Source organism: Bacillota bacterium, assembly GCA_012837335.1.
GTDB lineage: Bacteria > Bacillota > Limnochordia > Darwinibacteriales > DTU012 > DTU012.
This window is the reverse complement of record DURM01000066.1, coordinates 1-25,391: the sequence shown is the minus strand read 5'-3', so window position 1 is coordinate 25,391 and position 25,391 is coordinate 1. Positions and strand designations below refer to the sequence as shown.

Below are 25,391 nucleotides of genomic sequence, written 5' to 3'. Positions count from 1 at the left end.
GAAAGCCTTGCAAAATGGGAACCGGGCACTACAGCAAATCTATCTTCTTCTCCATATATTGTAACCGAGTAGAAACTATTTGATCTGGTTTCAAATCCAAAGGAGGGAAAACCATGGGTATTCAGCGCTGCAGCTGCTGTGATCAATATGATTTTTATCAAGGCAGGAATGCCAGAATCTTTGTAGAGAGCATCGAAGATGATTTTGACTTAGGATTGGACGGTACCCAAATTTTTGAAGTGCTTCAGGTGGGCTGTGATTGTATTGTAGTAGCCGATGAAGACGATCGCCGCATTACCATCGACTGCAGAAAAATTGTTGCTATTGTCGGTGCACCAGGCACTGCTAATGAAAACCTCGCCTAAATCGCTGCAGGCAGTATCATAAGCAAAAAGCTGGGAGGGCAGTTTTAGCGCTGCCCTTTCAGCTTTTTTGCAGCCAGATAGCGTCCGTAGACAATCGGACGGAGATAAATTTTTTTCAGCAGCTCTTCGTCGGCGTAGTCTTCAAATAAATCGCGGCGGGGTTTGCCGTTGATTTCAATAATCCAAGGCTGGTTCTTGTTATCTACCAGGAAATCCACGCTTAGTTCCGCAAAGTGGCCTAACCTTCGTTCTAGAAGCTCAGCCGCCTGATAGGCGATTGAACCCAGCTTCCGGGGTAAAGTCGGCAATCCAACCTGCCGCAGAAGTTCTTCCCCGTCTACAGTCTTGTAAACAAAATTACTGACAAAATAGTTTAAGCGGGTAATGCGGCTCATTACCGCTGTTGTTTCCCAAGCTCCCCGACCTCCCCGCTGCAGCAGCAGCCGCAGGTCAAAATAGCGTCCATTATACTTAAGGGGTTCGATCCACCGCTGTACCAAATATCCGCTCTTAGTCTGGGAATTCAGTTCCTCTGTCCAAGCTCGTAAGCCCTGGAGTCGGTCAAAACGGAATCTAGGACTGCGAAGTGTTTCGACAAAGACCTCCCAGCCATTTTCCCCCTGCTCAATCAGAAAGATATCGAGGCCGTAGTGCCCATAAACCGGTTTGAGAACAACCCGACTCTGGTTATCGAGAAGCATTTTAAGGTTATCCCAGCTGTATCCATAAGTGGCCGGCAGGTATTCCTTCAGTTTAGAGCGGGCGAGCAGATTGGCTACCACACTCTTATCGAGGCGGTTTTCATGGTTATAGACATGATTTGTGCCGAGCTCCTTAACCAATCTCGCGATTGTCTTGGGATTTGTGCCGTAGAGACGGTTGTAAACCGCATCCGGAAGCCGCGTTTCCCCTCTCTCCCACTCTCCATCCTTAAACACTAAACCGCGGATCTTGTCTCGCATCCAATCAATCCCATAGGGTGTAAAAACCACCAGCTCAACTCCAAGCTCGGTTAATTCTTCTTCCAGCTCAAAATAGATGTGATAGCTGTCTTCCACCCAGCCTAAAGAAATAGTTATGATACCGATTAGAGGTTTGTTTTTCAATTTGATCACCGTTCTAATATATGCAGCTCGAGATTTCCCGCCACTTTTTACAAAAACTGCGTTGACTCTTGATTGACAAAGTGCTATGATTTAATTGCTACTAACAATTAAGTTAATAAAAAGGTTGCAAAATTTAGGTGAATTCATCAGTTGTTTTTGATGAAAGAACCAAACTTAATTGCACAATGAAAATAAGTGGGTGAACCTATGGGCCGCATAAAAGCCGATCTGCTCTACATGAAAGAGCTGAACCGCCGGCTTATCCTTGACACTATTCGGCAGCATGGAGAAATCAGCCGCGCTGAAATCGCCAAAACTACAAAGCTTAATCCTTCCACTGTTACCCGCATCATCGCAGATTTAATCGAAGAGGGTTTCGTCCGGGAAACCGGATACGCAGATTCCCATGGCGGACGCAAGCCAATCCTAGTGGATTTAGTTCCAGACGCAGCTTTCATTATCGGGATAAACGTAGAAACAAACTTAGTCATCGGAATTGTTTCTAACCTGGTTGGAGACATCATTTACAATATCCACCTGCCTTTACCATCACACAGTAAAGAGGATGTGCTGGGTGCAATCATTAGAGCTGTGGACTGGCTGCTTGATCAGGCCGCCGGTTCCGATCAAGAGATTATCGGGATCGGTGTTGCCATGCACGGCTTAGTGGACAGTGCAAAAGGCATCGCGCTCTTTCCCCCGGCTTTCGGCTGGAAAGATCTTCCCCTTGGTGAACTCCTGGAAAAACGCTTTAACATGCCGGTGCGGCTGGAAAACAACGCCAGAGCCATGGCCTTGGGCGAGTGGTGGTTTGGGGCAGGCCGCAATTCCACTAACTTTATTGCTTTAAAAGTAGGCTATGGAATCGGATCCGGTATCATTCTCAACGGCCAGATCTTTAGGGGTGTTGATTTTACAGCCGGAGAGATTGGTCACACGACCGTGACCATCGACGGTCCACTATGTGATTGTGGGAACTATGGCTGCTTGGAAGCATTGGCATCGGTCAATGCCTTGGTGAGAAACGCCGCACGGGCGTTAAAATCCGGGCAGGACAGTAAAATCCTCGAGTTAGCGGGAGCAGCTGACGCAGTACAGCCCCAGCATATTTTTACAGCTGCAGCTCAAAACGATCCTTTAGCGATCCGGCTGCTGCAGGAAACTGGGCGCTATTTAGGAATTGCCCTCGCCAGCCTCACCAATGTCCTCAATCCAACCAAGATTCTGATTGGAGGAGACCTGGCACCGGCGCTGGACTTCATTCTCCCTACTCTAACTGAAACGGTTCAGACCAGAGCTATGGAAATCCCTGCCCAAAGGCTGGAAATTCGCGGCGTTGAGCTTGGTGAGTATTCTCCAGCAATCGGAGCAGTAACTTTAATTTTGGAAGATATGTTTAAACCAATAAGTTAATTAGAAAGGAAATCTAGCATGAAGAAATTAAACCGCACTAATTTCAATTCTAACCGCTATCCTGAGCGCGTTATTCAATTTGGTGAAGGGAACTTTTTAAGAGCATTCGTTGATTGGATGATCGACCACGCCAACCAGGCAGGCATATTCCAAGGCAGCGTGGTTGTTGTGCAGCCAATTGCCCAAGGGCTGGCTGATAAAATCAACGAGCAGGATGGTTTGTTTACAGTTGTTACCAGAGGACTCCAAAACGGAAAACCGGTTGTTAAACGTAATCTTGTTTCCTCAATCAGCCGGGCTTTAAATGCTGTCAGTGAGTGGGAGCAAGTGTTGGCCTGCGCTGCCGATCCAGATATCGATATCTTGGTTTCTAACACTACCGAAGCGGGCATTACTTATGTTCCCACAGATAGTTTGGAACAAACCCCGCCCAGCTCTTTCCCGGGCAAGGTCTGCGCTTACCTCTATCACCGCTACAAAACCTTTGCTGGTGCTCAAGACAAGGGTATGCTGATCCTTCCCTGCGAACTGATTGAAAACAATGGCGGAAACCTCCAAGAAATTGTAATCAAGCTCGCGGAAGACTGGAAGCTGGAGGCTGAGTTTATTGACTGGATTAAAACTGCCAACGTCTTCTGCAACACCTTAGTTGACAGAATCGTGACCGGCTACCCAGGCGTGGAGGAAGTTGCTGAGATCTGCGCTGAATTAGAATATGACGATCAGCTTTTAACCACCGCTGAGATTTTCCATCTCTGGGTTATTGAAGCTCCTAACGGCACCAGCGCCAGATTCCCGCTCCACGAAGCTGGTTTGAATGTTAAATGGGTCGAGGATCTGACTCCGTACCGGACTCAAAAAGTGCGGATTCTTAATGGAGCTCACACCTCAAGCTATGCCCTCTCCTATTTAGCCGGGTTTGACCATGTCAGGGAAGCGACTGAAGACAAAATTGTGGGCGAGTTTATTAAATCAGTTGTTTTCTCGGAAATCATTCCTACCGTTGCAATGGGTCAAGATGAGTTGAGCGAGTTTGCGGCAGAAGTTATCCAGCGCTTTAAAAATCCATTTATCCAGCACCGCTGGCTCGATATTTCTTTAAACGCAGTCTCGAAGTTTAAGGCCAGAGTTCTGCCTTCTCTGCTGCCCTATCTCGAAAAAGAGCAGGTTCCTCCGCTGTTAAGCTTAGCTTTTGCTGGATTGATCAATTTCTACCGCAGCAATGAATTAACTGCTGACGGACTCGCCTGCGCTAACTTTGAGCGGGAATACACCGTCCGCGATGACCGGGCAGCTCTGGAATTCTTTGACGAATTGTGGCGCTCGGCGGGCGACAACTACACAGCTGTTGCTGAGCAGGTCCTGTCTCAAACCGATTTTTGGGGCGATGATCTGACTAAATATCATGAGTTGGTAGGTCAAATCGCATCCTATCTCGAATCTATGAATACAGTGGGTGTAGTCAAAACTATTGAAGCTGCACTGGAAAAATCAAGCAGGAGCGTGGACTATGTTCAGACATATTAAAATCAATCCCAGTGATAACGTAGCTGTAGCCCTCACCCAGCTCAGTGCCGGCACTGAGCTGGTGATTGACGATGTAAAAATTATACTCAAAGCCGATATCCCGCAAGCCCACAAATTTGCGATCACTGACATCGAAGCTGGAGCCGACATCATTAAATACGGCTCCAGTATTGGCCATGCGACTGAGGCAATTTCTCCCGGTGAGCATGTTCACACCCATAACTGCAAAACCAATCTTAACAGCACTTTGGAATACCAGTATAACCCGGAAGCCCCTGTAGAGCTGCCGAAGCCAAAAGCAGGCAGCTTTATGGGCTACCTCCGCAGCGATGGCCAAGCCGGGGTCCGCAATGAAATCTGGATTATTCCAACTGTGGGATGCACCAATCAAACGGCTGAAATCATTGCTAAGCAGGCAAATGCTGTAATCGCCGCAGAACCTTGGGGACAAAATGTTGATGGGGTCTACGCCTTCCCCCATCCCTTCGGCTGCTCGCAGCTGGGAGATGACCATCTCAATACCCAGAAAATCTTATGCGGCCTAGCCAAGCATCCGAACGCAGCCGGAGTCTTAATCCTGGGTCTTGGCTGCGAAAATAATCAAGTTAATCAGATGAAGGATGCCCTGGGCGACTACGATCCCAACCGGATCAAATTCCTGGTTACCCAAGAAGTTGAGGATGAGATTGACGCAGGTACAGAAATTGTCCTGGACTTGGCTAAACAGGCCAGCGCTGCTCAAAGACAGGAACTGCCTTTAACCTATCTCAAAGTCGGCTTAAAATGCGGCGGTTCCGACGGCTTATCTGGTGTTACTGCGAATCCTCTAGTAGGCTGGATCTCAGACTACACAGTTGCGGCCGGAGGCACCAGTGTTTTAACTGAAGTTCCGGAGATGTTCGGAGCTGAACATCTGCTCATGAACCGCGCTGTGGACGAAAATGTCTTTGAAGATGTTGTAAAGCTGATCAATGATTTTAAGGAGTACTTTATCAGTCACAACCAACCGGTCTATGAAAACCCTTCACCGGGTAACCGGGAAGGAGGAATTACAACCTTGGAGGACAAATCATTAGGTTGTACTGAAAAAGGCGGTAGAGGTCAAGTTGTAGCCGTTCACAACTACGGCGAAGCAGCCTCGAAACCGGGTCTTAACCTGCTCTGCAGCCCAGGCAATGATATTGTAGCTGTAACAGCACTGGCGGCAGCGGGATGCCAGATTATCCTGTTTACCACAGGCAGAGGCACTCCTCTTGGCACCTGCGTGCCTGTGATTAAAATTGCTACCAATACCCAACTATATAATAAGAAACAGCATTGGATCGATTTCAACGCCGGAATTCTCACTGAAGGAGTCAGGATGGAAGAAGCGGCAGATCAGCTGTTCGACACCGTAATTGCTACCGCAAATGGCGCAAAGACAAAAGCTGAACAGATGGGTTTTCGTGAAATTGCCATCTGGAAAGATGGTGTTACACTATAAAATAAAATTCAAGGAGGAGTTGAAGTATGACAGCAAGCAGCAGCTGGCGGTCTGGATTCCCTCAATCCGGGAACGATACTGCGGCACTCTACACTCAGCTGACAACGAGCGCAGATGCGTCTGTTTATAAGCGGTCTGTACAGCTGGTCGATGGCGAAGTCTTTTTTATGGTGCAGGAGGGCTTGGAAAGAAAGCTGGTAGTTGTAGGCGAAAAATCCGCTGACAAGTTTACCGGAACAGAAGACCAAGTCAATGGATATCAGGTGAAAGTATGCCCTTTGACTACCGATAACCGCAAGGCTCTTCAGGCCATTTTTGACTGGCTGGTTCCCCGGGCGGTTGGAACTGAAATTGCTTCAATCGGACTGGGAGACAGACTAGGGTTGGCATCTCCGGGACATATTGCTGCGGTGCGCAGTCGCGATGTAATGCCTATCCTGGCCCAGCAGTCCATCAGAGAGCTGGATCTTACCGGCCGCAATTATACGGAAGTGCTGGATGCAGCAGCATGGGCGGTATTTCAAGAAGGATACACCAAGGGCTACGGCGCCGATGGCGATCACTTGAAAAAGCCCAGCGATGTGCAGATGGCTCTCGATCTTGGTTTCAGCATGATTACCCTGGACTGCAGCGAGCATATCAATGATAAAGTCAGCTCATTCAGCGACGCCGAGGTTGATGCCGAATACGAAAAACTTGACTCGAACCTGCGAGCGCATTTTGAAAAGACCTATCTAAACCAAAAGTTTACTCTTAAGAGCGGCAGTACAGTTAAGTTTGCAGCTGACAGTTTCCGCAGAATGGTTTTAGTTTACGTTCATGCCCTTGATTTTGCTGAAGATGTCTACAAGAATATCGTTGTGCCCACTAATCGCGAAATTGACTTTGAGATGAGTATCGACGAAGTAGCAACGCCCACAACTCCTCAGGACCATTTCTTTGTTGCAAATGAACTGATCGCACGCGGTGTTAAATTCAACAGCGTCGCCCCAAGATTTGTCGGCGAATTCCAAAAAGGCATTGATTACATTGGCGATCCAAAGCAGTTTGAAGCAGAGTTTAAGATTCATGCCGAAATAGCTGATCACTTCGGCTACAAGGTCAGCGTTCACTCCGGCAGCGATAAATTCATGGTCTTCGGTATTGTCGGCAAATACACCAAAGGCCGCTTCCACGTTAAAACAGCCGGTACTAACTGGTTAGAAGCTGTTCGAGTGATTGCCATGGTTAATCCGGGACTCTACCGCGAAATGCACCAATATGCGCTCAATAATCTGGATGAAGCTAAGAAGTACTATCACGTTACCTTTGATCCAGCAGCTATTCCCAGTCTGGATGATTTGAGCGACGAGGAACTTCCGGACTTAATGAATCAGGACGCCGCCCGCCAAGCAATCCATATTACCTACGGCATCCTGCTCCAGGCTAAAAACGCAGACGGCAGCTATTTGTTCAAAGACCGGTTTTATCGCGACCTGATTACTAACAGTGATTTGTATTCTGAACGCTTGAGAACCCATATCGGCAAGCACTTAGACCTGTTAAATGTAAAAGAAAAGTAAGGAGGCTTTGCAAATGATTACTGATAAAAATGTTTTACGCGATGTAGTTGTAAGAGAAGTAAATAATGTCCAGATTACTGATATCCACACCCATATTTATCCGGGTCACTTTGGTGATCTGCTGCTCTGGGGTGTTGACGAGCTGCTCACCTACCACTACCTGATCGCAGAATACTTCCGCTACAGCAACATGAGCTACGCAGACTTTTTTGCCCTGTCCAAGCGGGAGCAGGCTGACCTGATCTGGCAGACTCTTTTTCTGGATCACTCGCCTGTCAGTGAAGCGCAGCGCGGTGTGCTGACCGTACTTAATGAACTTGGCCTGGATGTTCAATCCCGGGATCTGGCAAGTTTCCGCGCATACTTTGAAAAAATGAGCACCCAAGAATATGTTGACAAAGTATTCGAAGTTGCTGGTGTTAAAAACGTAGTAATGACTAACGACCCGTTTGATCCTCTGGAAAAACCGTTCTGGGATACCGAAGGCAACAGCGACAGCCGCTTTAAAGCAGCTTTAAGAATTGACCCGCTGCTGAACGAGTACCCAACATCCTACAAGAAACTGCAGGATTGGGGCTATGACGTGTCCCTCGATTTAGATCAAAAATCAATTGACGAGATCAAGAGATTCTTAACCGACTGGATTAAGAAAATGGATGCGCTGTATCTGGCAGTATCATTACCACCGAGCTACACAGTTCCGGAAGATTCACTCCGCTCCAGAATTGTAGAGCAGTGCATTATTCCGGTCTGCCGCGAGCAGAACATTCCGTTCGCAATGATGATTGGTGTGAAGAAACTCGTTAATTACCAGCTGGGATTAGCAGGAGACTCCGTCGGCAAAGCAGATATTGCTACCGTCGAGTATCTCTGCCGCACATATCCGGAAAACAAATTCATGGTTACTCTCCTTTCCAGAGAGAATCAGCATGAGCTGGCAATTACCGCTCGCAAGTTCCGCAACTTGATGATTTTCGGCTGCTGGTGGTTCTTGAACAACCCAAGCGTCATTGACGAAATGACCCGCGTCAGAATGGAAACTCTGGGACTTTCCTTTATCCCGCAGCATTCCGACGCTCGCGTCCTTGACCAGCTGATTTACAAATGGAACCACTCCCGCAAATTAATCGCAGAAGTATTAATCGACAAATACAGCGATATTATGGATGCAGGTTGGGCAGTCACAGAAGCAGAAATCAAGCGCGATGTAGAAGACCTCTTCGGAGCAAACTTCTGGCGCTTTATTGAACGGGAAAACAATTAATCTAAACCAAAAAACTAAAGCTGTGGTTAGGACTTTGCTAGTCCTGCCACAGCTTTCTTATTACCTTGTTTACGGCATTGGTCCCGGATGTGCCTCGACTAAACCGACAATTTGACTGCAGAAGAGAATCGCGGTTTGGGTACCGCCGATATCTACTACAAACCGCCTGACGACAATATAGTTGACTCCAACATCAACTAACTGCCACTGCACATCATAAAATGCCTCTGTATCGTTTTCGGTGTAGATAAAGAACCAATCATTAATAAACTGCTCCAGCACATCAGGACAGATGCATCGACTGTTTAAGCCCACAAAATCACTCCTTCGTCTCAGGTTAGCATCTCATGCACTAACACTATATGACTGTGAATTTTGTGGGATACAAAATTAGGAATCCAGTCCTAGTGAAGGATAATAGCGGTAGTTCTCCAAATTGACCACCTTCCCAGCTGCAGCCCAATCTACATTATCCTGATGGGGCAGAATCTCACCCTGATATAGATGGACGAATAACTCCTCCAGGTGATCCACATAGATTGTGTCCGATTTGGGATCATGGATCACAATCTCTTCGGGAAGTGTCTTAATCTCAGGCATGCATTCCTGGGCTCCATTAATGCAGATGGTCTGGGTTAAAGACGCGTCAATGCCGCAGGGGACGATCCCTTCTCCCCTCACCGCATCAACCATCATCCACAGCTTCCGCCGGGGATTCAGTTTAGGGTTGCCGTAAGATTTCCAAGTGCCATCGTTGTATTTAACCGTGATATTAGGTTCTGATGAGCCTTCATTGTAGCGAACTACTGCATCACTGAAGCGGTATTCGAAGATTGGCCCGATGCTGGTTTTCACCGCGTGACTGGCATAAAACAAAATTTCAGTTCCACCAGTTGTAACCGCTCTCACAGCGCAGGTATCAAAGTTTTCGATTCGATTGGCTCGATACAGCTCAGCCTCAACCTGCTTTAGAGATGCGCTATGATCAATCCGATCACCGAGAATAAAGAACATGTTGTGGAGGAAATGAGCGGTGGCGTTATTGGCGACACTGTCTAAGACCCAGCTGCCGTCAGGCGCTTTCATCCTCCCTGCCCAACCGCGGGAATAGTAGGTTAGGTTCCGCGGCCATAAAACTAAGGTTTTCAAAAGCTCCGGATGACCAAGCTTTCCAGCTAAAATGTCCTGCTTTAAGCTCAGGATTGGTTCGCTGAATGACCACTGATAACCAATCCCTACCAGCTTATCAGCATGCTCCTGGGCTTCTTTCATCTTCAGCGCTTCCTGAACCACAGCGCTGACCGGCTTCTCACACAGCACATGACTGCCGTTAGCAAGAGCTGTCGTGGTCTGCTCGCAGTGGAAATGGATCGGTGATGAAATCACAGCCAGATCGGCTTTATGCTCGGCATAAAACTCATTAAGTGTATTGTAAATCGGAATCTGCAGCTCGCGCAGCCTCGCAATCCCCTCATAATTATTAGGATAAGGATCGACAACTCCGGCAATAACCACGTCATCCCGCCCGGCTTGTAACAGCTGGTCGACATAACCGCTGCCGTATCCTCCGATTCCCACCAGCACAACCGCAACTTGTTTCACCCAGCCCACTCCCTTATCCGCGATAGTTTGCTTTTACCTTTTCCACAATTTCCTCATCACTATTACTTTCGGCAACAATGGCCGAAAACTCCTCCGCAGTTAGGCTCAATTTTTTCAACAAATCCTGATCTTTCGGACAGGGATAAATGTAATCCTCGATCGTTCCATCTGCTTTTGCCCTGGCTTTATCAATCATTCTGGCCAGCCAAGGAATTCCTCCCAGAACAATGCTGCCATCTCTCGGTTCGAAACTCATTGTGACACCTCCGCATTCTGGTTAAATTCATTCTAATTAAAGGTTATCAAAGTTTTAGGTGAAAAACAATGACAAGTATGAGAATTTATTATTATAATTAGAAGGATTTCCAGGAATTGTCTGGAATCTAATTAATAGCTGGAAACGATGACGGACAGTTTCAGGAGTGGGCACTGGAAACTGTCTCGAGTTAGTAGTGCAACCGACCAAGCTATGCTGGTCGGTTTTTTCGTTTTTTAATTTAATATTACATCTCATTATTATGGTACGTAACTGAACTAAATGTTATGCAAAATAGGGGGGATTAAGTGCCTTACTTGGTTTTTAAAGAAATTTGGACTCCGCTGAAGTTATTTAGAATCCGGTTTTTTAGAGAAGTGGAATCTAAACAGTTATACATCAAGATTGGTAATAAAAGGCGCAGACGTTTTGGGCGGGGGAAAGCAGCATAACATTTCGTGAGCGGCAGCTCTAACGCCCACATTAGAGCTGCCGTTTGATCAACTCATGGTTAAAGAACTCATACCATGAGTTTTTTTTATAATTTGACGGATACTAGTTATGGATCACAGTAAAGGAGGTGCCAGCTTTGCCTCATGTCTACTGCAGTGTAGATAACTGCCACTATTGGGCACAGGGAAATGTCTGTCATGCATCCGAGATTCTAGTCACAGCCGATGCCTGGGCAGCAGAAGCCCCGGATACAATGGATGCTTCGCAGCATATGGAAGTTCCAACAGCGAGTGCCCAAACCTGTATGGATACCTGCTGTAAAACTTTTGTCGCAAAAGGTTCGGATGCCGTTGAAGTGGATAATATAACCAAAAATTGAAATGAGGAGCTTCCGCTCCTCATTAAACTCTTATAGATCTGATTCGTCCTCATACCCGTTGGGGTTATTAACCTGCCAGCGCCAAGAATCCTCACACATCTGCAGGATATCCCGCTCTGCCTCCCAACCAAGTTCTTGTTTTGCCTTGGTCGGATCGGCGTAGCACTCAGCAACGTCACCGGCCCGCCGCTCGGTAATCACATAGGGAATATCTTTCCCTGAAGCTTTGGCGAACGCTTCTACTACCTCCAGCACGCTGTATCCTCTGCCGGTGCCGAGATTATAGATGTAAACACCGCTGGCCTTGTCTATTTTTTCCAGCGCTCTTAAATGACCGATCGAAAGATCCACAACATGGATATAATCCCTGACCCCAGTTCCGTCTTTGGTTGGATAATCATCGCCAAAGACCCGCAGCTGCGGCAACTTACCAACTGCCACTTGGGTAATATAAGGCATTAAGTTGTTGGGAATACCATTCGGATCTTCACCGATGCGGCCGCTGGCATGAGCACCAATCGGATTGAAATAGCGCAGCAGCGCAATGCTCCACTGCGGATCAGCCTGCTGCAGATCCTGAAGAATCTGCTCGATCATGAGTTTAGTTCTTCCATAAGGATTAGTAGGCGCTAAGGGAAAATCCTCGGAAATCGGCACCCGTTCCGGCATACCGTATACGGTGGCAGAAGAGCTGAATACCATTTTCTTTACGCCATATTCCTGCATCACTTCGCACAAAACCAAAGTTCCGGTTACATTGTTGTGATAGTAGTGTAACGGAATTTCTACTGACTCGCCTACTGCTTTGAGTCCTGCAAAATGAATAACTGCGTTGATGCGGTTATCCATAAAAACTGCAGATAAAGCAGGCTTATCCAGAATATCAACCGGATAAAAGCGAAAATCTCTGCCGGTGAGGGCGCGAATTCTCTTGATCGCTTCCGGTTTGCTGTTGGATAAATTATCCACAACCACAATGTCATACCCTGCATTCAAAAGCTCTACGCAGGTGTGGCTCCCAATGTAGCCTGCTCCGCCTGTTACCAGTATTGCCATCCTAATCCCTCCATAAAGATCGTCACATATATATGATAATCCTTCCAGCATTAATTATCTACCATTTTACAGAAAATTAAAACGGATTTTACTAAACTGCTGGTTAAACAAACAACTGCGGTTCATTGACGATCCCAGTCATCATTTCATCAACAATTCTGAGCTGTTCTTCGGTTCCTGTTACCGCTAGCCGGTAACTGCCTTCCGCTCCCGATACTCCGCCGGCAGCGATCAGATCCGCATCTGCTCCAGTTAAGATTTTAACCGCTTCCAGTTCAGTTATGATTCTGCCCCGCACCGGAAACAGCCGCGGTCCGGAAGCATTGCCTGCATTTACCTTTGCGGCTATGGTTCCAATCGAACTGAACACGCGTTTTTCTAAACCAACCGGAATAATCAGCTCAACTCTGCGGCCAATTACTGCCTGCATTGCCACCCCCGTAGTACCCGCTTTGGTATCCCCAACCATAACTGCAGCTTCCTGGTCCTGCAGATTCACGGCATTGGCACCTTTAATGATAAGATCACCGGGATTAAGACTGTCGACAATATCCCGCAGGGTCAGTCCCTGTTCCCACCTACCTGCTTTTATGACTACATCACCTAAAAACTCTTCCCCTTCTGCCTCCATATAAGTTTCGTAATCAGGAGGCAGCGTAATACCACGGAAGAAACGCTTGATATCAAACTTGTCCTTTTGGCCCAGCAGCTCCAGCACTGCTTCAGCTATGTAGCCATTAGTGGTGCCGGCAGTAATAACAACTGTTCTTTCAGCGAGTGCTTCCCTAAACTCAGGCAGTTCTAGCACTGCTTTGGCAATTAAACGCTTTCCTGCCGCAACCGATAGCCAATACTGCTGTGTTAACTCCACTGTGAAACCCTCCTTGTGAATGTGGTCTCCATCTTAATATTTTCAGCACAGCCGCGGTTAATCCTGCTGTAATAAAAACGACAGGTTTGCGCCATCAGTCCAGGCCGCTCAACCTGTCGTTGCCATTCACTTGTACTGCCAGCCTGCTATTCCGTGGTGCTGGCCGCTTCGGTATCTGCCGGTTCCAGCTCGGGTACAACCGGAGCATGCCTTACCAGCTGAAAGTCAGGAAGAATCCGCTGAATCCATGCTTCAGTTTCTACCGGTCCTGCCGGGAAGCTTCCCATCATAAACTCTTGAATGATGCCCGTAATAACTTCCTGCTCGACCGGAGTGGGAGGAGCGATGAAGATCCGCTCATGCTTGGTAGGATTACTACGCACTTCCTCGGTTGTCAGCAGCTCTTCATATAACTTTTCCCCAGGCCGCATTCCTGTGATCACAATGCCGATATCATCAACTTCAAATCCGGATAAGCGGATCAAAGTCTTGGCTAGGTCCATAATCTTCACTGGCTCACCCATATCCAAGACAAAGATTTCACCATCAGAGGCAAATGCACCCGCTTGAATAATCAGCTGAACAGCCTCGGGAATAGTCATAAAGTAGCGAACCATCTCTTCATGGGTTACTGTAACAGGTCCGCCGGCAGCGATCTGTTTCTTAAATAGGGGCACTACACTGCCCTTACTGCCCAGAACGTTTCCAAAGCGCACACCGACAAAATGAGTATTGCTGACGGAATTCAGATACTGAATCAGTATCTCAGCAATGCGTTTAGACGCACCCATTACACTGGTAGGATTTACCGCCTTGTCAGTAGATACCAGCACAAAACGCTTTGCATTATGAATGTTGGCAGCCTGGGCCACATTGTACGTACCCATGCAGTTGTTCTTAATTGCTTCTTCCGGGTTATCTTCCATCAAAGGTACATGTTTATGGGCTGCGGCATGGAAAATAACATCCGGTTTATACTCTTGAAATACCCTATGTATTGCGTAAAAGTCCTGCACATTTTTGATCAGCGGCACCAATTCTACTCGCGTTTGTTCTCTTAAATCCAGCAGAATCTCATAAATACCATTTTCATTAACGTCCAGCATCAGCAGTTTCTCGGGGTCAAAATGAACCAATTGTCGGCACAGTTCAGATCCGATCGAACCTCCTGCGCCGGTTACCAGCACGACTTGACCGCGGATGTAACCCGACATGCTGTCCAAATCAACCTGCACCGGCTCCCGACCGAGCAGATCCTCAACCTCCACATCGCGAATCTGATTGATCGTGACATTGCCGTCAATAATATCAAAAACGCCTGGAAGAATCTTAACATCGGCATCGGTCGACTGACAGATCTGCACAATTTCACGAATAGTCTTACCGGGTACCGAAGGCATCGCGATGACTATCTCTTCGATCTGATGCTCGGCTACAACTTTCGGAATATCTCTGCGGGCACCGAGAATATTGTGATCCAACAATTTTAGATTTAACTTGTTTGGGTCGTCATCAATAAATCCAATCACATTAACTGAATCCTGATAATGATTTTTGAACTCCTTGGCAACCAGTGCTCCCGCATCTCCTGCTCCAACAATCAGCACCCGCCTGCCTTTCGCCGGAGTCTTTAACAGATGGTAGCCCTGCTGTCTGATCCGCAAAAACAGCCTGAATCCGCCAATTAAAACCACGCTGATAAACCAATTAATCAATTCAAAACTATAGGCACTGTAGGGAGCTGGCAGAAAATTTACCATAAATAAGAGACTGATCAGAGAACCAACAGTCACCGCTTTTATGATGCTGATCAGTTCATTAATGCTGGCATACTCCCAAACTCGATTGTAAAGCCCGAAATACCAGTGGCACAGCAGCCTGATCGCCACAATTCTGGCAATAACAAAAACAAGCGACGCAGGGCTGACCTCTAAATCCCCATTCAGAGGCAGCGTCAAAGTAAGCAGCGCAGCCGCATTTATGAGAATTGCATCCGCTACAACCATCCACCTTTTTCGATTAGCACACAAAACAATCCCCCCATTACTCGACCCCGGTTGTTATAATTCGTCATAGAACCAAAATTATCCTCTAAAAATCACACCGGATTCGAAACTTGGGGGGATTTTTCACTATTTCAAGACAGGAACAATCTCTACTGGTCGCAGCAGACCGGATGTTAACCGCCTGCGGTCATAATGAGCTAAGTGAGCAAATCTACCGTGATAGCGCTCTTTTTCAATTTCTAGTGTACCGCAGTACAAGTTTGCTTCTGTGTTGTACACTTTGACTTTGAGCTCATGTTTGCCGGGGGTCAGCCCGCTGATTTCTATTTCATACGGCCGATATGCCATTTTACCTACCAGCTGATCATCAATAAAGAATTCCGCGTGGCTGTACAGCTCTGGGGCGGAAATCACAGCTTTCTCTGCGCTGCTGCTCCATTCAAACTCAGCTGTGTAGACTAAGTCACCGGAGTAGCCCGGGAAACCCAGCTCTGCCCAGCATGGGAACTCATCTCCGGAAAGTGAGCGGCTGGTCCCATCAGGAAGTGCGATCTCCCAATTGACTGGTATCACCGCTTGAGCTGCATCAACTTGAGGAACGTCCGCTAATGCCAGCTTGCAGCTGTGATCAAGCAGGAAGACCCGCAGCTGCATCGGTGCAAACTCTAACTCGACTTGGCTGCCGCTAACCGCCACCGGACTGAGGCAGAAATCAGGCAGACTGACTTCATAAACAGCCCCCTCTTTAAAGCGGATCAAAGCATCTGTACCCCTGTCATCCTCATTGAGCAGCAGGTACAGCGTATAATCCTCCAGCTTACGGGTTGCCAAGGAAATGGTACCCCGAGTGTCGACCTCGATCTCTCGATCCAGCAGTTCTGTCAGATCTTTGACCTGGTTGCACATTACCGCGTGATTCATTAACGGCCAAGCCGGTTTAAAGACTGTGATCAGCTTGCCGCCGTTTTCTGCAAACTGGATCAGCTTTTCAACCACGCTTTCATCCATGGTTGTTCCCGGCGGAATGATAATGGTATCGATAATCTGGCCGCCCTTGGTCCTGAGTCCACCGGAATCAATATCCAGCTCAAACAGAGCTTCCTGCCATAAATAGCAGAAATCTACAGGCATATAGGTAAGGTGCTGCGCTATATCAGCTACCCACTGCCACGGCAGGCGTTCCGCATTGGTAATGCCCACATTTTTGAGCGCCTGCTGTGCCCGATTGATATCAAAGGCCGGGATGTATAAAGCAGTTGTAATCGCTGCTTCTCCGAGGCTGCCTACCGCTGTAGCAGCTGCCATCCGTTCATAAATCAAACGGCCAAAAGGCTCCTGCAGCATATGATTGGGCATCTGGGGACTCTTTTCGTGAGCTGGCGGTTTATTGGACGAATACATGAGATGGAAATCATTGATTCCCCGCACCACTTCATGGTCGGTAATAAAGCGCATCAAATCGCCGCTTAAGCCCAGACCCATGCCAGCAAAGGTTTCAGTGGTTGCTCTTTCTCTGCCCCACAGGTGTTTTACCGAACCAGCAAATCTGGGGAAATCACTGTATTCTCCCGGTGCAATCTGAGCCCAAATCACGTCCACCGCTGGTCGGTGATTGTGGCGCAGATTCTTGTATAAATGGCCGCTGATGGAGAACATGGTATTGTAATGGTGGTCTAAATCCAGATGACCCGACAGCTCCAGACCATGCTGCTCGCACCATCTGCTCAGCTCGCCATAGTAGTTTTCTGCAACCATATCGGTCCAAACATCAAAGAAATCATCGATATATTTCACGATATGGCCCCGCGGATGGGACATTTTTACCAGCAGTTCAGGCAGGATTTCCAGAAGATCATAGCCCTTTTTAGCCTTAAAGACTTCCGGAAGCTTTTCAGTCCAGGGATGCTGGTGCTGAACGAACGGTTCATCATAGAAAAAGCCTTTAACCACATCGCCCATGTACGGTTCAAGCCGCTGGAAATACCGCTCATGCATTACCTCAATGAATCTCCGTGTCGCCATGGGGTTGAGCATGTCAATGCAGGACATAGCCGGATCGCCCGGATAGGACTTGCAGTTTGACTTAGCTTGATGCGGATCATAATTCCAGCCTACGATTACCAAGCGGGCTGAGCGTTCTTCAGCAGTGTATGTAAACTCTTCACCCGGCGTCAGCTTCAGCGGCTGATAATCCCGACCTGAAAGCACTCCGGCCGCCACAAAGCGTTCCGGCACCGTGACTGTAACACTGGAGCCGGGTTCAACCATGCAGTCATAAACGATATCCAGCCGCTTAATGCGGTAATCAGGATTAGTGCAGACTAAGCCGCCGGCTGTGCCGCTGGGATAACCCCAGTCGTCAAAGATCCAGACTTCTAATCCTTCTTCTTTGGCAGTTCTTAAGGCAACTTCATAGGCATGGAGCAGTTTCTCAATCCAAGCATCATGGGCCCGGCCTTCACAGTCAGAGCCAACGATGATGTTGAAACCGCCGAATCCCTGCCTTTTACACCATCTCACCCACTCGATAATATTGTCATCGTCTTGTTCGATATTGATGCCAAAAAATGCGAGGGGGCGATACAGCGCAGGATTTACTTCAACAACTTGATCTAGTTTTGATACTTTCGCCATTATATCACCTCTCACATTGACTATATACAAAAAACTAGAATCTAGCAACTGCTTTTCCCGGGAACCAAAAAAGGACCGCAGCATTAGCTGCAGTCCCCATCAGTATTAAGCTGTTTTATTGGCTGAACAGATCATCGAGATTAGCCTGAATAATCGGCTTGATTTCAGCCATGGCAGCAGTTGCGCTCCGCTGTCCCTGCTGAACTTCTCTTTCATATGTAGTAAAATCGCCAAGGAAAGTCTCGAACAGGCGTGAAGCTTGGCCTTCCCACTCACGATTCGCAGTCAAGAGTACATCAGCAGCTTCTTGGCTGTTGACATGGGCAGCCAAGAAATCATTGATACTGATGTCTTCTTCGCGCCACAAGAACGCGCGGAGAGCAGCCAGAGCTTCCGGATCAGCAGCGTTGGCCGGAATAACAGTGGTATTCAAAGCCTGCACTGTCCAGTGATGGCGATCTGTGCTTGGACCCATTGGAAATGGAACGAGCCCCCACTCATCAGTCATGTTTTCCAAGAGCTCAGGCAGGTTAAACGCAGAAATGCCAAAGTTCATTGCTGCTCTACCGTTCCTAAATGCACTACCCAAGTCTCCGGAGCTGTAGGTCGGCATCTGCACACCAAGTTCAGTCCACCACAGGGTAGTCTGCTCCAAAGCTTCAATGTATTTAGGATCATCGGCCACAAAAACTACGCGGCCTGTTTCATCAACAGCAGTCATTGTGGCTCCGTTCGCTACAGCCAAGTCAGTAGCTCCAGCCCCAACAATACCCCATACATCAATTTCACCATCGCCGTCAGTGTCCTGAGTTGCTCTTACAGCGAGATCAGTGGCTGCATCCCACGTCCACTCACCGGCAAGATAGAGTTCGTAGGGGTCCGGCAGACCTTCACGTTCGATCAATGTTTTGTTGTAAGCAACAAACTTCATATCATTTTGATAGCCGTAAATGGGTCTCCACTCGACCGGACCAAGACCCCAGTATTTGCCTTGGTATTTAAACGCTTCTTCTACCGCCATCAGACTGGGCGGCAGCATTTCATAGTATTCATCGCCCAGCAGGTCATGCACTGGATAAAGGGCATTGGCTGAAACTAATTCCCAATAACCAATTTTGTTTTGAACATGCCATAAATCGTTAACTGATTCACCGGATAACAGGCGGTTGAAGTTAACCTCAGGAATCTCCCGGGTCTGCATAAATTCAATTTTGCAGTTAAAAAGTTCTTCCGCCTCTGCTACCCGATCCAAAACCGGCAGATAGCCTTGGAAGTAAAGAGTCTCCATCCGCTCACTGGTCCAGGAGATGATGGTTACGGTTTCACCGCCAAAATCATAGCTTCCAGCTGGTTTAAAACCGAACTCAGTTAGGTCAAATGCCTGCACGCCTACAGCCAACACTAAAACTATAACTGCACTAAGAAACAACATCCGTTTTTTGCCCATTATCATACCTCCAAATTACTTTTATTGTTAAATTAATTAAATATATGTTGTGTTTTTCCTGCTGGATATAAATTTTAGAGGTTAATAATGGGCATAGACTCACTTAAACTTTGGCAGCCAGTCGCCGTGGGCTTCGATTAAATCGTCGCACAGGTTTACAATTTCATCGAGAGTAAGCTCGCTTCCCGTGTGGGGATCAAGCATCGCTGCGTGATAGATGTGCTCTTTTTTCCCGGTAATTGCAGCTTCAATCGTTAAGAGATGGACGTTAATATTTGTTAAGTTTAGAGCAGCCAGCTGCGGCGGCAGCGGTCCTACATAGCACGGGGCAATACCGCTTGCATCAACCAGGCAGGGCACCTCTACGCAGGCCTCAGCGGGCAGATTAGGAATCAAGCCGTTATTGATCACATTGCCGCCGATTTTAAAGGGTTGATTGGTTTCCATCGCTTCCATGATATACGAGCCGTACTCATTCGTTCTAGTATGAGTCAGCTTGTCATTGTTCACCAGATGCTCCCGCATTTTCTCCCACCCGGCAATCTGGGCCTCGCAGCGGCGGGGGTATTCATCTAACGGAATATTGAACTCGTCAATCAGCTCCGGATACTTAGACTTGATGAAATAGGGCAGGTATTCGGCGTTATGCTCACTAGACTCGGTTACATAGTAACCGAAGCGTCGCATCATCTCAAAGCGGACCATATCGTAATGCTTGCCTTCCTGCTGTTTGATGGCCGCCCGCCGTTTAATCTCCGGATAAAGATCCTCACCATTGCGGGTTATCTCTAACAGCCACGCCATATGGTTAATGCCTGCTATCTTCCACTGAATGTTATCAGTGGGCATTTCCAAGTGCTTCAACAGGTGGGGAGCGCAGATCTGGACGCTGTGGCAGAGTCCGATGGTCTTTACTCCGGTATAGCGCTGCAGAGCACCAGTCAAGATCGCCATCGGATTTGTATAGTTTAAGAACCAAGCATCGGGACAGACTTCTTCAATATCCCGGGCAAAATCAAACATCACCGGCAGAGTCCTTAAAGCGCGGAAAATTCCACCAATACCCAAGGTATCTCCGATTGTCTGCCTTAACCCATATTTTTTGGGAACTTCAAAGTCAATCACTGTGCAGGGCTCGTAGCCGCCGATCTGCACCGCGTTGATAACATAATCGGCGTCTTTTAGCGCAGCTTTGCGATCGGTATACGCGACAACTTTTCCGTGGTTGCCTGTGTTGTTATTAATCGCGTTCAGCATCTGCTCCGAATCCTTCAGCCGCTGCAAATCAATATCAAACAGGGCAAACTCGGAATCTCTGAGCGCAGGAGTAAGCAGGCAGTCACCAAGTATGTTCTTGGCAAACACCGTGCTCCCAGCGCCTAAAAATGCTATCTTCGCCATCATACTTCCCCTTTCTTATGCTTTGATAGTAACAACAGCGCCAGCAGGCAGGCGCAGCTGCCAATAGCTGCTGTTCTCCAACCTTTCAACAGTCCCGTCAGTGCAGGCTATCTTGTATTCCCCAAATCCGTCGGGAAGCCTGATTGTTACATCAGTTTCCCGCTCAGCAGTTATCTCTGCGGTAAAGCTTAAGTTTGGGCGATCCCAGCTGAAAGAGATCTGTCCAGTGCAGAACCGGAAGTCTTCCACCCTGCCCCGCTGCCACTTAGTGGGACAGGCTGGCAGCACGCGGATCAGTTCCGGTGAAACATACAAGAGCATTTCCTGCACCGCTGAAGTCCAGCCCAGATTAGCATCAAGCTGGATCGGTGCTGATGGCATCTGGAGAGTAATTCCCATATTGCGCCAGTCGTTATGGAGGGTGTAAAAATTATTAATCAAACAGGAGCGGGACAAAAGCTCAAGGCAGGTCAGGGCATTCTCGCCGTCTCCCAGCCGGGCATAGAGATTTGCCATATGAGCTAAAGACCAGCCCGTTTGGGCACTAATACCCACTACCAGACGTTGTTTAAGCGCTTCCACAAAAGCATCGTATAGATCCGGGTCCTTTTCCGGAGTCACTTCCTGACCCGGGAACAGCGGATAAAGATGCGATAAATGGCGGTGGTTGTAATTATCATCAAAGTCCGGATGCATCCACTCTTTAACCGCACCGTCCTCATTAATCTGGTAGGGAGGGATTTTACTGAGCAGTTCTTCCCACTTACCTCGCTCTTCCCCGTACATACCGGCATACTTGCTGCCTTCAATCAGATTAGCAAGCAGTTCCTTCACAATTGCGAACTCCATCGCCGCGTTGATGGTGGAAGGCATCGGGTGTCCTAGGGTTCTTGCTTCGGGAGTAACATAGTTACTCGGCGTATTCTCCGGCGAAACCGATGGGTAAAGCTGCAGATAACCATCTACACCCTCTACCAGGAAATCCTCGTAAAACAGAGCTGCTTCCCGCATAAAGGGCAGAACCTTGTTCTTTAAGAAATCATCATCCCCAGTGTAAAGCCAGTACTGATAAAAATGCTGCGACAGCCAGCCTGCTGCTCCAGTCCAATTCAAGATCACCGGAACTACTTGACTGGGCAAGCCGGTTAAAGGTGTGGTGCCTGCTGGAATAAAGATACCGCGGCAGCCAAAGAGTTTCCTTGCGTTTTCGCGAAAATCATCCATCAAGCCCTCGTAATAGGCAAACATAGGCGGCACCAGATGGGCTAATCCACCGCTTAAGGCGTGCCAGTAAATCATCTGGATGTTTTCATTGGCCATGAAATGGCTCCAAACAGCCCGGTATGATCCCACCCACAGCCCATACATATGCATGGGATAGCTTGACTCATCAGTGGACGAAATAAAAAGATAGCGCCCATATGCCCACATCTTTTCCGCAAGCTCAGGTGCCAGTTCACCATCATAAGCGTCCAACAGCAGCTCTTCGTTCGTTTTATCCCCTGAGTCCGCTAAACTCAGTTTAACTGAATTAAATAGGGGAGTGTGAAGTTCACAGTGGGCAGCTAAGAGCTCATCATAGGTGCGGTTTTCAGCAGCTAACTCACTGCTCAGCCGCTGCCACGCATCCTGATGCTGCTCATAGACAAATACTTTGACCAGAATTAATACCTCCGACGCACCTGAGATAATCAGCCTTCCCTGTTCCGCTTCAATCTCTCCGTCCTTAGTAATTATCCGGGCGACAGCTCCGAAATCAGTCTCATCGGGATGCTTTGCCGCATAGTATAAGTAATGACCATCTGCGTACTGCAGCATGGATTCTTCAAGTTGCCTTTTATCAGCGCTATCCTGCTGATGCAATGTCAGCGTCAGGGTACTGTTGAGAGCGCTTCCTTGAATGCGGCACACAATTAAGTCATCAGCCCGAGAAACAAAGAGCTTGCGGTTGAACTGCTTGTCCTCTTCCTGCCAGGAAACGGTTACCTCACCCGTTTCCATATCTAAAACGCGGCGGTAATTAGTAAAACCGGTTCTAATCTCGGTATTCAGCAGCAGGTTGCCTAAAGGAAGGGGTTTGGCCATTCTAGTGTCATAGCCATGTTCTTTTAAAGCATCAGCTAATACCCAATTCGCCTCGTGATACCGCTTTTGCTCCATTAAACTGCGCACTGTATGGAGGGTACCGCTGACATCTGGCAGGAGATCCTTCTTGCCGCCATGCCACAGTTGGTTGTGATTGATTAACACTGTTTCTCTGTGAATTCCGCCATAAACGGCAGCTCCAATCTTCCCATTTCCGCTCGGCAGAGCTTCGCGCCAGGGGTTTGACCACCATGAAGTTGGATATCTCATCACTAGTTTATTCTTGTTGTTTTGCGACAATCTCTAACCCACCTTTACATACTATTCAGAGTTAGTTTTTCTGCATTGCGATCTTAAAACCTCCTGAGCCAAGGCAAATAAAAAAGGCGACCGGATTGATCGCCCTTTCCTTTATTCGGACTGCTGATCTGGACCTGCCATTTCTGCAAGAAGTTCACTTACCTGATCCAACTCTGCTTTCTGAGGTCCGAGATTCAATTTGCTCAGCTGAGACAGTACCTTTAGCACATCAGGCAGAATCTCAGTCAATTTTGCTGAGACTTCCCCCGAGCTGAGTTTGGATTCGGACAGGACATTCTGCAGATTATCGATTACTCTCTCCATATCAGCGTCATCCGAACCGCTGGCTGTAGCCTTCAGTGCCGGAAGTACGGTTGCTAAAGTCGGAAGCAGCTGCATAATTGCATCAAGATTCTTTTGTGGCTCCGCGCTCTTAACTTTATTAGCCCGCTCTGCTGAGCGGTTGCCCCGCCGTGAGCTCCTGCTGCTGCCTCTGCCGCTGTTGTCTTTAAGCTGGGGCAGTACAGTCATTACCGCAGGAAGTACAGCCAAAAGAGTATCCATGTTTAAAAAATCAAGTTTGCGACCCAAGGAATACACCTCCTTAAACCTACACCATTATATTGCTGAATCGGCAAAGATGTCGCAGTAGTCAGTTCCTATTTTAAAGGGGCAGTGGGAATTACCCACTACCCCACCGGAGGAAAGACGATTCTAGGCAAACAAAATGATCGCCAACGCAAACACGATAACCAGCGCTACGAAAATCAAGAAAGTTTTTTGTTCATCAGTCACATCGTTCACCTCCCAGTCAAAACTGAAGGGGGTTCAAAGCCTCTTCGCTCTTAAGATATTCGCCACGTCCGCAGTTCGAACTAAGAGCAAAAGCCTATTTTTATCCTCCTGAAAGGTGGTTTTGCTGATGCAGAGAAAGCAGGTCATCGGAATTTTAGTAAACAGGAACTCGGGAGAAGCTTACGCTGGTCTTAAAATCAAACATGATTTTAATTTAATCTATTTTAATCCCGAAGATATTAACTGGCGGCGGCGAACCATCCGCGGCTTGTATCGGACTAAGTATGGACTGCATTATAAATCCATGCCGATCCCACTTGTTATTTACAACCGCCTTTATCCCCATGACAGCGAGACCATCAAGCAGTTAATGTCGCTTAGGCCGCCGGTGCAGGTTTTTAATCAAATCACTCAACTGGATAAATGGATCATCTACAAAGAACTGGTTGAAACCGAACTGGAACCATATCTACCTCGAACTTATGAATATGACATGGCAGGTCTCCATGAAGCGCTTGCTGATCACCAGCAGGTGGTACTAAAACCACGCATTGGACGCCAAGGCGCCGGAATCTGGCGGCTTACTGTTAAGCCAGCCAATCAGCTGAAAATCGAGCATGAGCTGCCGCTGCCGATTCTGCTCCCATATTCTGAAGCCATGATGAAGCTGCTTCATATTTTGATGATTCCTTACACCATGATCATTCAAGAATACATCGATTTAGCTAAAGCCGATGGAGCCTCCTTTGATATCCGAGCCCTAGTCCAGAAGAACCGGTGCGGAGACTGGGAGGTTACAGCCATCACCAGCCGCGTTGCGGAGAAAAACCACTATATAACCAACATTTATGAAAAAATCTTACTAACCAGTCAGCTGCTTTCTGAATATGATTATCCTACCAACAAGATTTTGGCCTGTGTAGAAGATCTCAGTATCACTGCAGCGGAGAAATTAGAAAAAGCGTTAGGACATTTAGGAGAAATCAGTGTGGATATTGGGCTGGATCAAAGCTGCAAGCCATGGATTATTGAGGTTAACGGGAAACCGGATAAGCTGCTATATGGGGAGTTAGATAACCCAGACCTGCTCCAAAAAGTGCAGACCACTCCCTTGGAGTACGCTAGTTTTTTAGGCAGTAAAAAAAGACGCCTCTAGACGAGGCGCCTTCCTCTCGTTAGTTGCTTAAAGCAGAATAGCTATCACAAGAACAATCACCAGTAACAGCAGGAGGATGAACCAAACTTCATCGTCCCAGCAGAAGCGTCTCTTGCCCATTCAGATACCTCCCTCGTACCCTACTACATGACTATCCTTCATTCACAACTTATGTTACTGGTGAACAAATTGCTTCAGGAATAAGTTACTATCTTACAACCCAATCTCCG

20 protein-coding genes and 1 riboswitch are annotated in these 25,391 nt (G+C 47.7%); of the genes, 8 read left to right on the top strand and 12 right to left on the bottom strand.

All coding sequences use genetic code 11. The features are described 5' to 3' along the window. Nucleotides 1-113: 113 nt before the first annotated feature. A complete protein-coding gene (locus GX019_09645; protein HHT37422.1) occupies nt 114-365 on the top strand; it encodes a hypothetical protein in 252 nt (83 codons plus the stop codon). A 44-nt stretch (nt 366-409) separates the two neighbouring features. Here the strand turns inward: GX019_09645 and GX019_09640 are convergent, their stop codons facing one another. Next, nucleotides 410-1,480 (bottom strand): hypothetical protein, encoded by a 1,071-nt coding sequence (locus tag GX019_09640; GenBank protein HHT37421.1) that lies wholly within the window; start codon nt 1,478-1,480, stop codon nt 410-412. A gap of 198 nt (nt 1,481-1,678) precedes the next feature. On the opposite strand from GX019_09640, the gene GX019_09635 reads away from it, so the two are divergent. The 5 genes from GX019_09635 to GX019_09615 are packed head-to-tail and all read left to right on the top strand — an operon-like array spanning nt 1,679 to nt 8,720. After that, nucleotides 1,679-2,884 carry an ROK family transcriptional regulator gene (locus GX019_09635; protein ID HHT37420.1) on the top strand — a complete coding sequence of 402 codons (1,206 nt, stop codon included), beginning with the start codon at nt 1,679-1,681 and terminating at the stop codon, nt 2,882-2,884. Nucleotides 2,885-2,902: 18 nt separating this feature from the next. Beyond that, complete coding sequence (locus GX019_09630) at nt 2,903-4,411, top strand: tagaturonate reductase (protein HHT37419.1); 1,509 nt, start codon at nt 2,903-2,905, stop codon at nt 4,409-4,411. Next, a complete protein-coding gene (locus GX019_09625) occupies nt 4,395-5,894 on the top strand; it encodes an altronate dehydratase (GenBank protein ID HHT37418.1) in 1,500 nt (499 codons plus the stop codon). Before GX019_09630 ends, GX019_09625 begins: the two co-directional genes overlap by 17 nt. Before the next feature lie 26 nt (nt 5,895-5,920). Continuing rightward, on the top strand, nt 5,921-7,456 hold the full coding sequence (locus GX019_09620; GenBank protein ID HHT37417.1) for a hypothetical protein: 1,536 nt from the start codon (nt 5,921-5,923) through the stop codon (nt 7,454-7,456). Nucleotides 7,457-7,469: 13 nt separating this feature from the next. Continuing rightward, entirely contained in the window at nt 7,470-8,720 is a 1,251-nt protein-coding gene (locus GX019_09615) for a glucuronate isomerase (protein HHT37416.1), read from the top strand. Nucleotides 8,721-8,789: 69 nt separating this feature from the next. On the opposite strand, the gene GX019_09610 is transcribed toward GX019_09615, so the two are convergent. From GX019_09610 to GX019_09600, 3 genes are all read right to left on the bottom strand, one after another. Continuing rightward, a complete protein-coding gene (locus GX019_09610; GenBank protein HHT37415.1) occupies nt 8,790-9,035 on the bottom strand; it encodes a hypothetical protein in 246 nt (81 codons plus the stop codon). A gap of 75 nt (nt 9,036-9,110) precedes the next feature. Further along, on the bottom strand, nt 9,111-10,322 hold the full coding sequence (locus GX019_09605; protein HHT37414.1) for a Gfo/Idh/MocA family oxidoreductase: 1,212 nt from the start codon (nt 10,320-10,322) through the stop codon (nt 9,111-9,113). Between the two features lie 13 nt (nt 10,323-10,335). Continuing rightward, nucleotides 10,336-10,578: a DUF5069 domain-containing protein gene (locus GX019_09600; protein ID HHT37413.1), complete on the bottom strand. Its 243-nt coding sequence runs from the start codon at nt 10,576-10,578 to the stop codon at nt 10,336-10,338. A gap of 132 nt (nt 10,579-10,710) precedes the next feature. Further along, nucleotides 10,711-10,795, top strand: a riboswitch (cyclic di-GMP riboswitch). A 372-nt stretch (nt 10,796-11,167) separates the two neighbouring features. Between GX019_09600 and GX019_09595 the strand changes: the two genes are divergently transcribed. Then, nucleotides 11,168-11,410, top strand: a complete 243-nt coding sequence (locus GX019_09595; GenBank protein HHT37412.1) for a DUF1540 domain-containing protein — start codon at nt 11,168-11,170, stop codon at nt 11,408-11,410. Between the two features lie 30 nt (nt 11,411-11,440). Here the strand turns inward: GX019_09595 and galE are convergent, their stop codons facing one another. The 8 genes from galE to GX019_09555 form a co-directional block, all read right to left on the bottom strand. Beyond that, nucleotides 11,441-12,466, bottom strand: a complete 1,026-nt coding sequence (gene galE / locus GX019_09590; GenBank protein ID HHT37411.1) for a UDP-glucose 4-epimerase GalE — start codon at nt 12,464-12,466, stop codon at nt 11,441-11,443. Nucleotides 12,467-12,569: 103 nt separating this feature from the next. Continuing rightward, entirely contained in the window at nt 12,570-13,337 is a 768-nt protein-coding gene (locus GX019_09585) for a hypothetical protein (protein ID HHT37410.1), read from the bottom strand. A 146-nt stretch (nt 13,338-13,483) separates the two neighbouring features. Next, nucleotides 13,484-15,343, bottom strand: a complete 1,860-nt coding sequence (locus tag GX019_09580; protein HHT37409.1) for a polysaccharide biosynthesis protein — start codon at nt 15,341-15,343, stop codon at nt 13,484-13,486. Between the two features lie 126 nt (nt 15,344-15,469). After that, the gene (locus GX019_09575) at nt 15,470-17,977 is read right to left on the bottom strand and encodes a glycoside hydrolase family 2 (protein ID HHT37408.1); all 2,508 of its coding nucleotides are present in this window, start codon (nt 17,975-17,977) and stop codon (nt 15,470-15,472) included. Between the two features lie 115 nt (nt 17,978-18,092). After that, nucleotides 18,093-19,424 carry an extracellular solute-binding protein gene (locus GX019_09570; GenBank protein HHT37407.1) on the bottom strand — a complete coding sequence of 444 codons (1,332 nt, stop codon included), beginning with the start codon at nt 19,422-19,424 and terminating at the stop codon, nt 18,093-18,095. A gap of 99 nt (nt 19,425-19,523) precedes the next feature. Further along, nucleotides 19,524-20,828 carry an alpha-glucosidase/alpha-galactosidase gene (locus GX019_09565; GenBank protein HHT37406.1) on the bottom strand — a complete coding sequence of 435 codons (1,305 nt, stop codon included), beginning with the start codon at nt 20,826-20,828 and terminating at the stop codon, nt 19,524-19,526. Between the two features lie 12 nt (nt 20,829-20,840). Continuing rightward, nucleotides 20,841-23,180 carry a glycoside hydrolase family 95 protein gene (locus GX019_09560; protein HHT37405.1) on the bottom strand — a complete coding sequence of 780 codons (2,340 nt, stop codon included), beginning with the start codon at nt 23,178-23,180 and terminating at the stop codon, nt 20,841-20,843. A 141-nt stretch (nt 23,181-23,321) separates the two neighbouring features. Continuing rightward, nucleotides 23,322-23,801: a hypothetical protein gene (locus tag GX019_09555; GenBank protein HHT37404.1), complete on the bottom strand. Its 480-nt coding sequence runs from the start codon at nt 23,799-23,801 to the stop codon at nt 23,322-23,324. A gap of 331 nt (nt 23,802-24,132) precedes the next feature. Here GX019_09555 and GX019_09550 point away from each other — a divergent pair, with 331 nt between their 5' ends. Further along, nucleotides 24,133-25,161, top strand: a complete 1,029-nt coding sequence (locus GX019_09550; GenBank protein HHT37403.1) for a hypothetical protein — start codon at nt 24,133-24,135, stop codon at nt 25,159-25,161. Nucleotides 25,162-25,391: the final 230 nt, after the last annotated feature.

Bases quoted from the DNA above. Each gene is read 5' to 3' on its own strand.
- GX019_09645 (HHT37422.1), top strand. From the start codon at position 114: ATGGGTATTCAGCGCTGCAGCTGCTGTGATCAATATGATTTTTATCAA.
- GX019_09560 (HHT37405.1), bottom strand. From the start codon at position 23,180: ATGAGATATCCAACTTCATGGTGGTCAAACCCCTGGCGCGAAGCTCTG.
- GX019_09620 (HHT37417.1), top strand. From the start codon at position 5,921: ATGACAGCAAGCAGCAGCTGGCGGTCTGGATTCCCTCAATCCGGGAAC.
- GX019_09625 (HHT37418.1), top strand. From the start codon at position 4,395: ATGTTCAGACATATTAAAATCAATCCCAGTGATAACGTAGCTGTAGCC.
- GX019_09635 (HHT37420.1), top strand. From the start codon at position 1,679: ATGGGCCGCATAAAAGCCGATCTGCTCTACATGAAAGAGCTGAACCGC.
- GX019_09615 (HHT37416.1), top strand. From the start codon at position 7,470: ATGATTACTGATAAAAATGTTTTACGCGATGTAGTTGTAAGAGAAGTA.
- GX019_09630 (HHT37419.1), top strand. From the start codon at position 2,903: ATGAAGAAATTAAACCGCACTAATTTCAATTCTAACCGCTATCCTGAG.
- GX019_09575 (HHT37408.1), bottom strand. From the start codon at position 17,977: ATGGCGAAAGTATCAAAACTAGATCAAGTTGTTGAAGTAAATCCTGCG.
- galE (HHT37411.1), bottom strand. From the start codon at position 12,466: ATGGCAATACTGGTAACAGGCGGAGCAGGCTACATTGGGAGCCACACC.
- GX019_09600 (HHT37413.1), bottom strand. From the start codon at position 10,578: ATGAGTTTCGAACCGAGAGATGGCAGCATTGTTCTGGGAGGAATTCCT.
- GX019_09570 (HHT37407.1), bottom strand. From the start codon at position 19,424: ATGGGCAAAAAACGGATGTTGTTTCTTAGTGCAGTTATAGTTTTAGTG.
- GX019_09565 (HHT37406.1), bottom strand. From the start codon at position 20,828: ATGATGGCGAAGATAGCATTTTTAGGCGCTGGGAGCACGGTGTTTGCC.
- GX019_09550 (HHT37403.1), top strand. From the start codon at position 24,133: ATGCAGAGAAAGCAGGTCATCGGAATTTTAGTAAACAGGAACTCGGGA.
- GX019_09580 (HHT37409.1), bottom strand. From the start codon at position 15,343: ATGGTTGTAGCGGATGCAATTCTCATAAATGCGGCTGCGCTGCTTACT.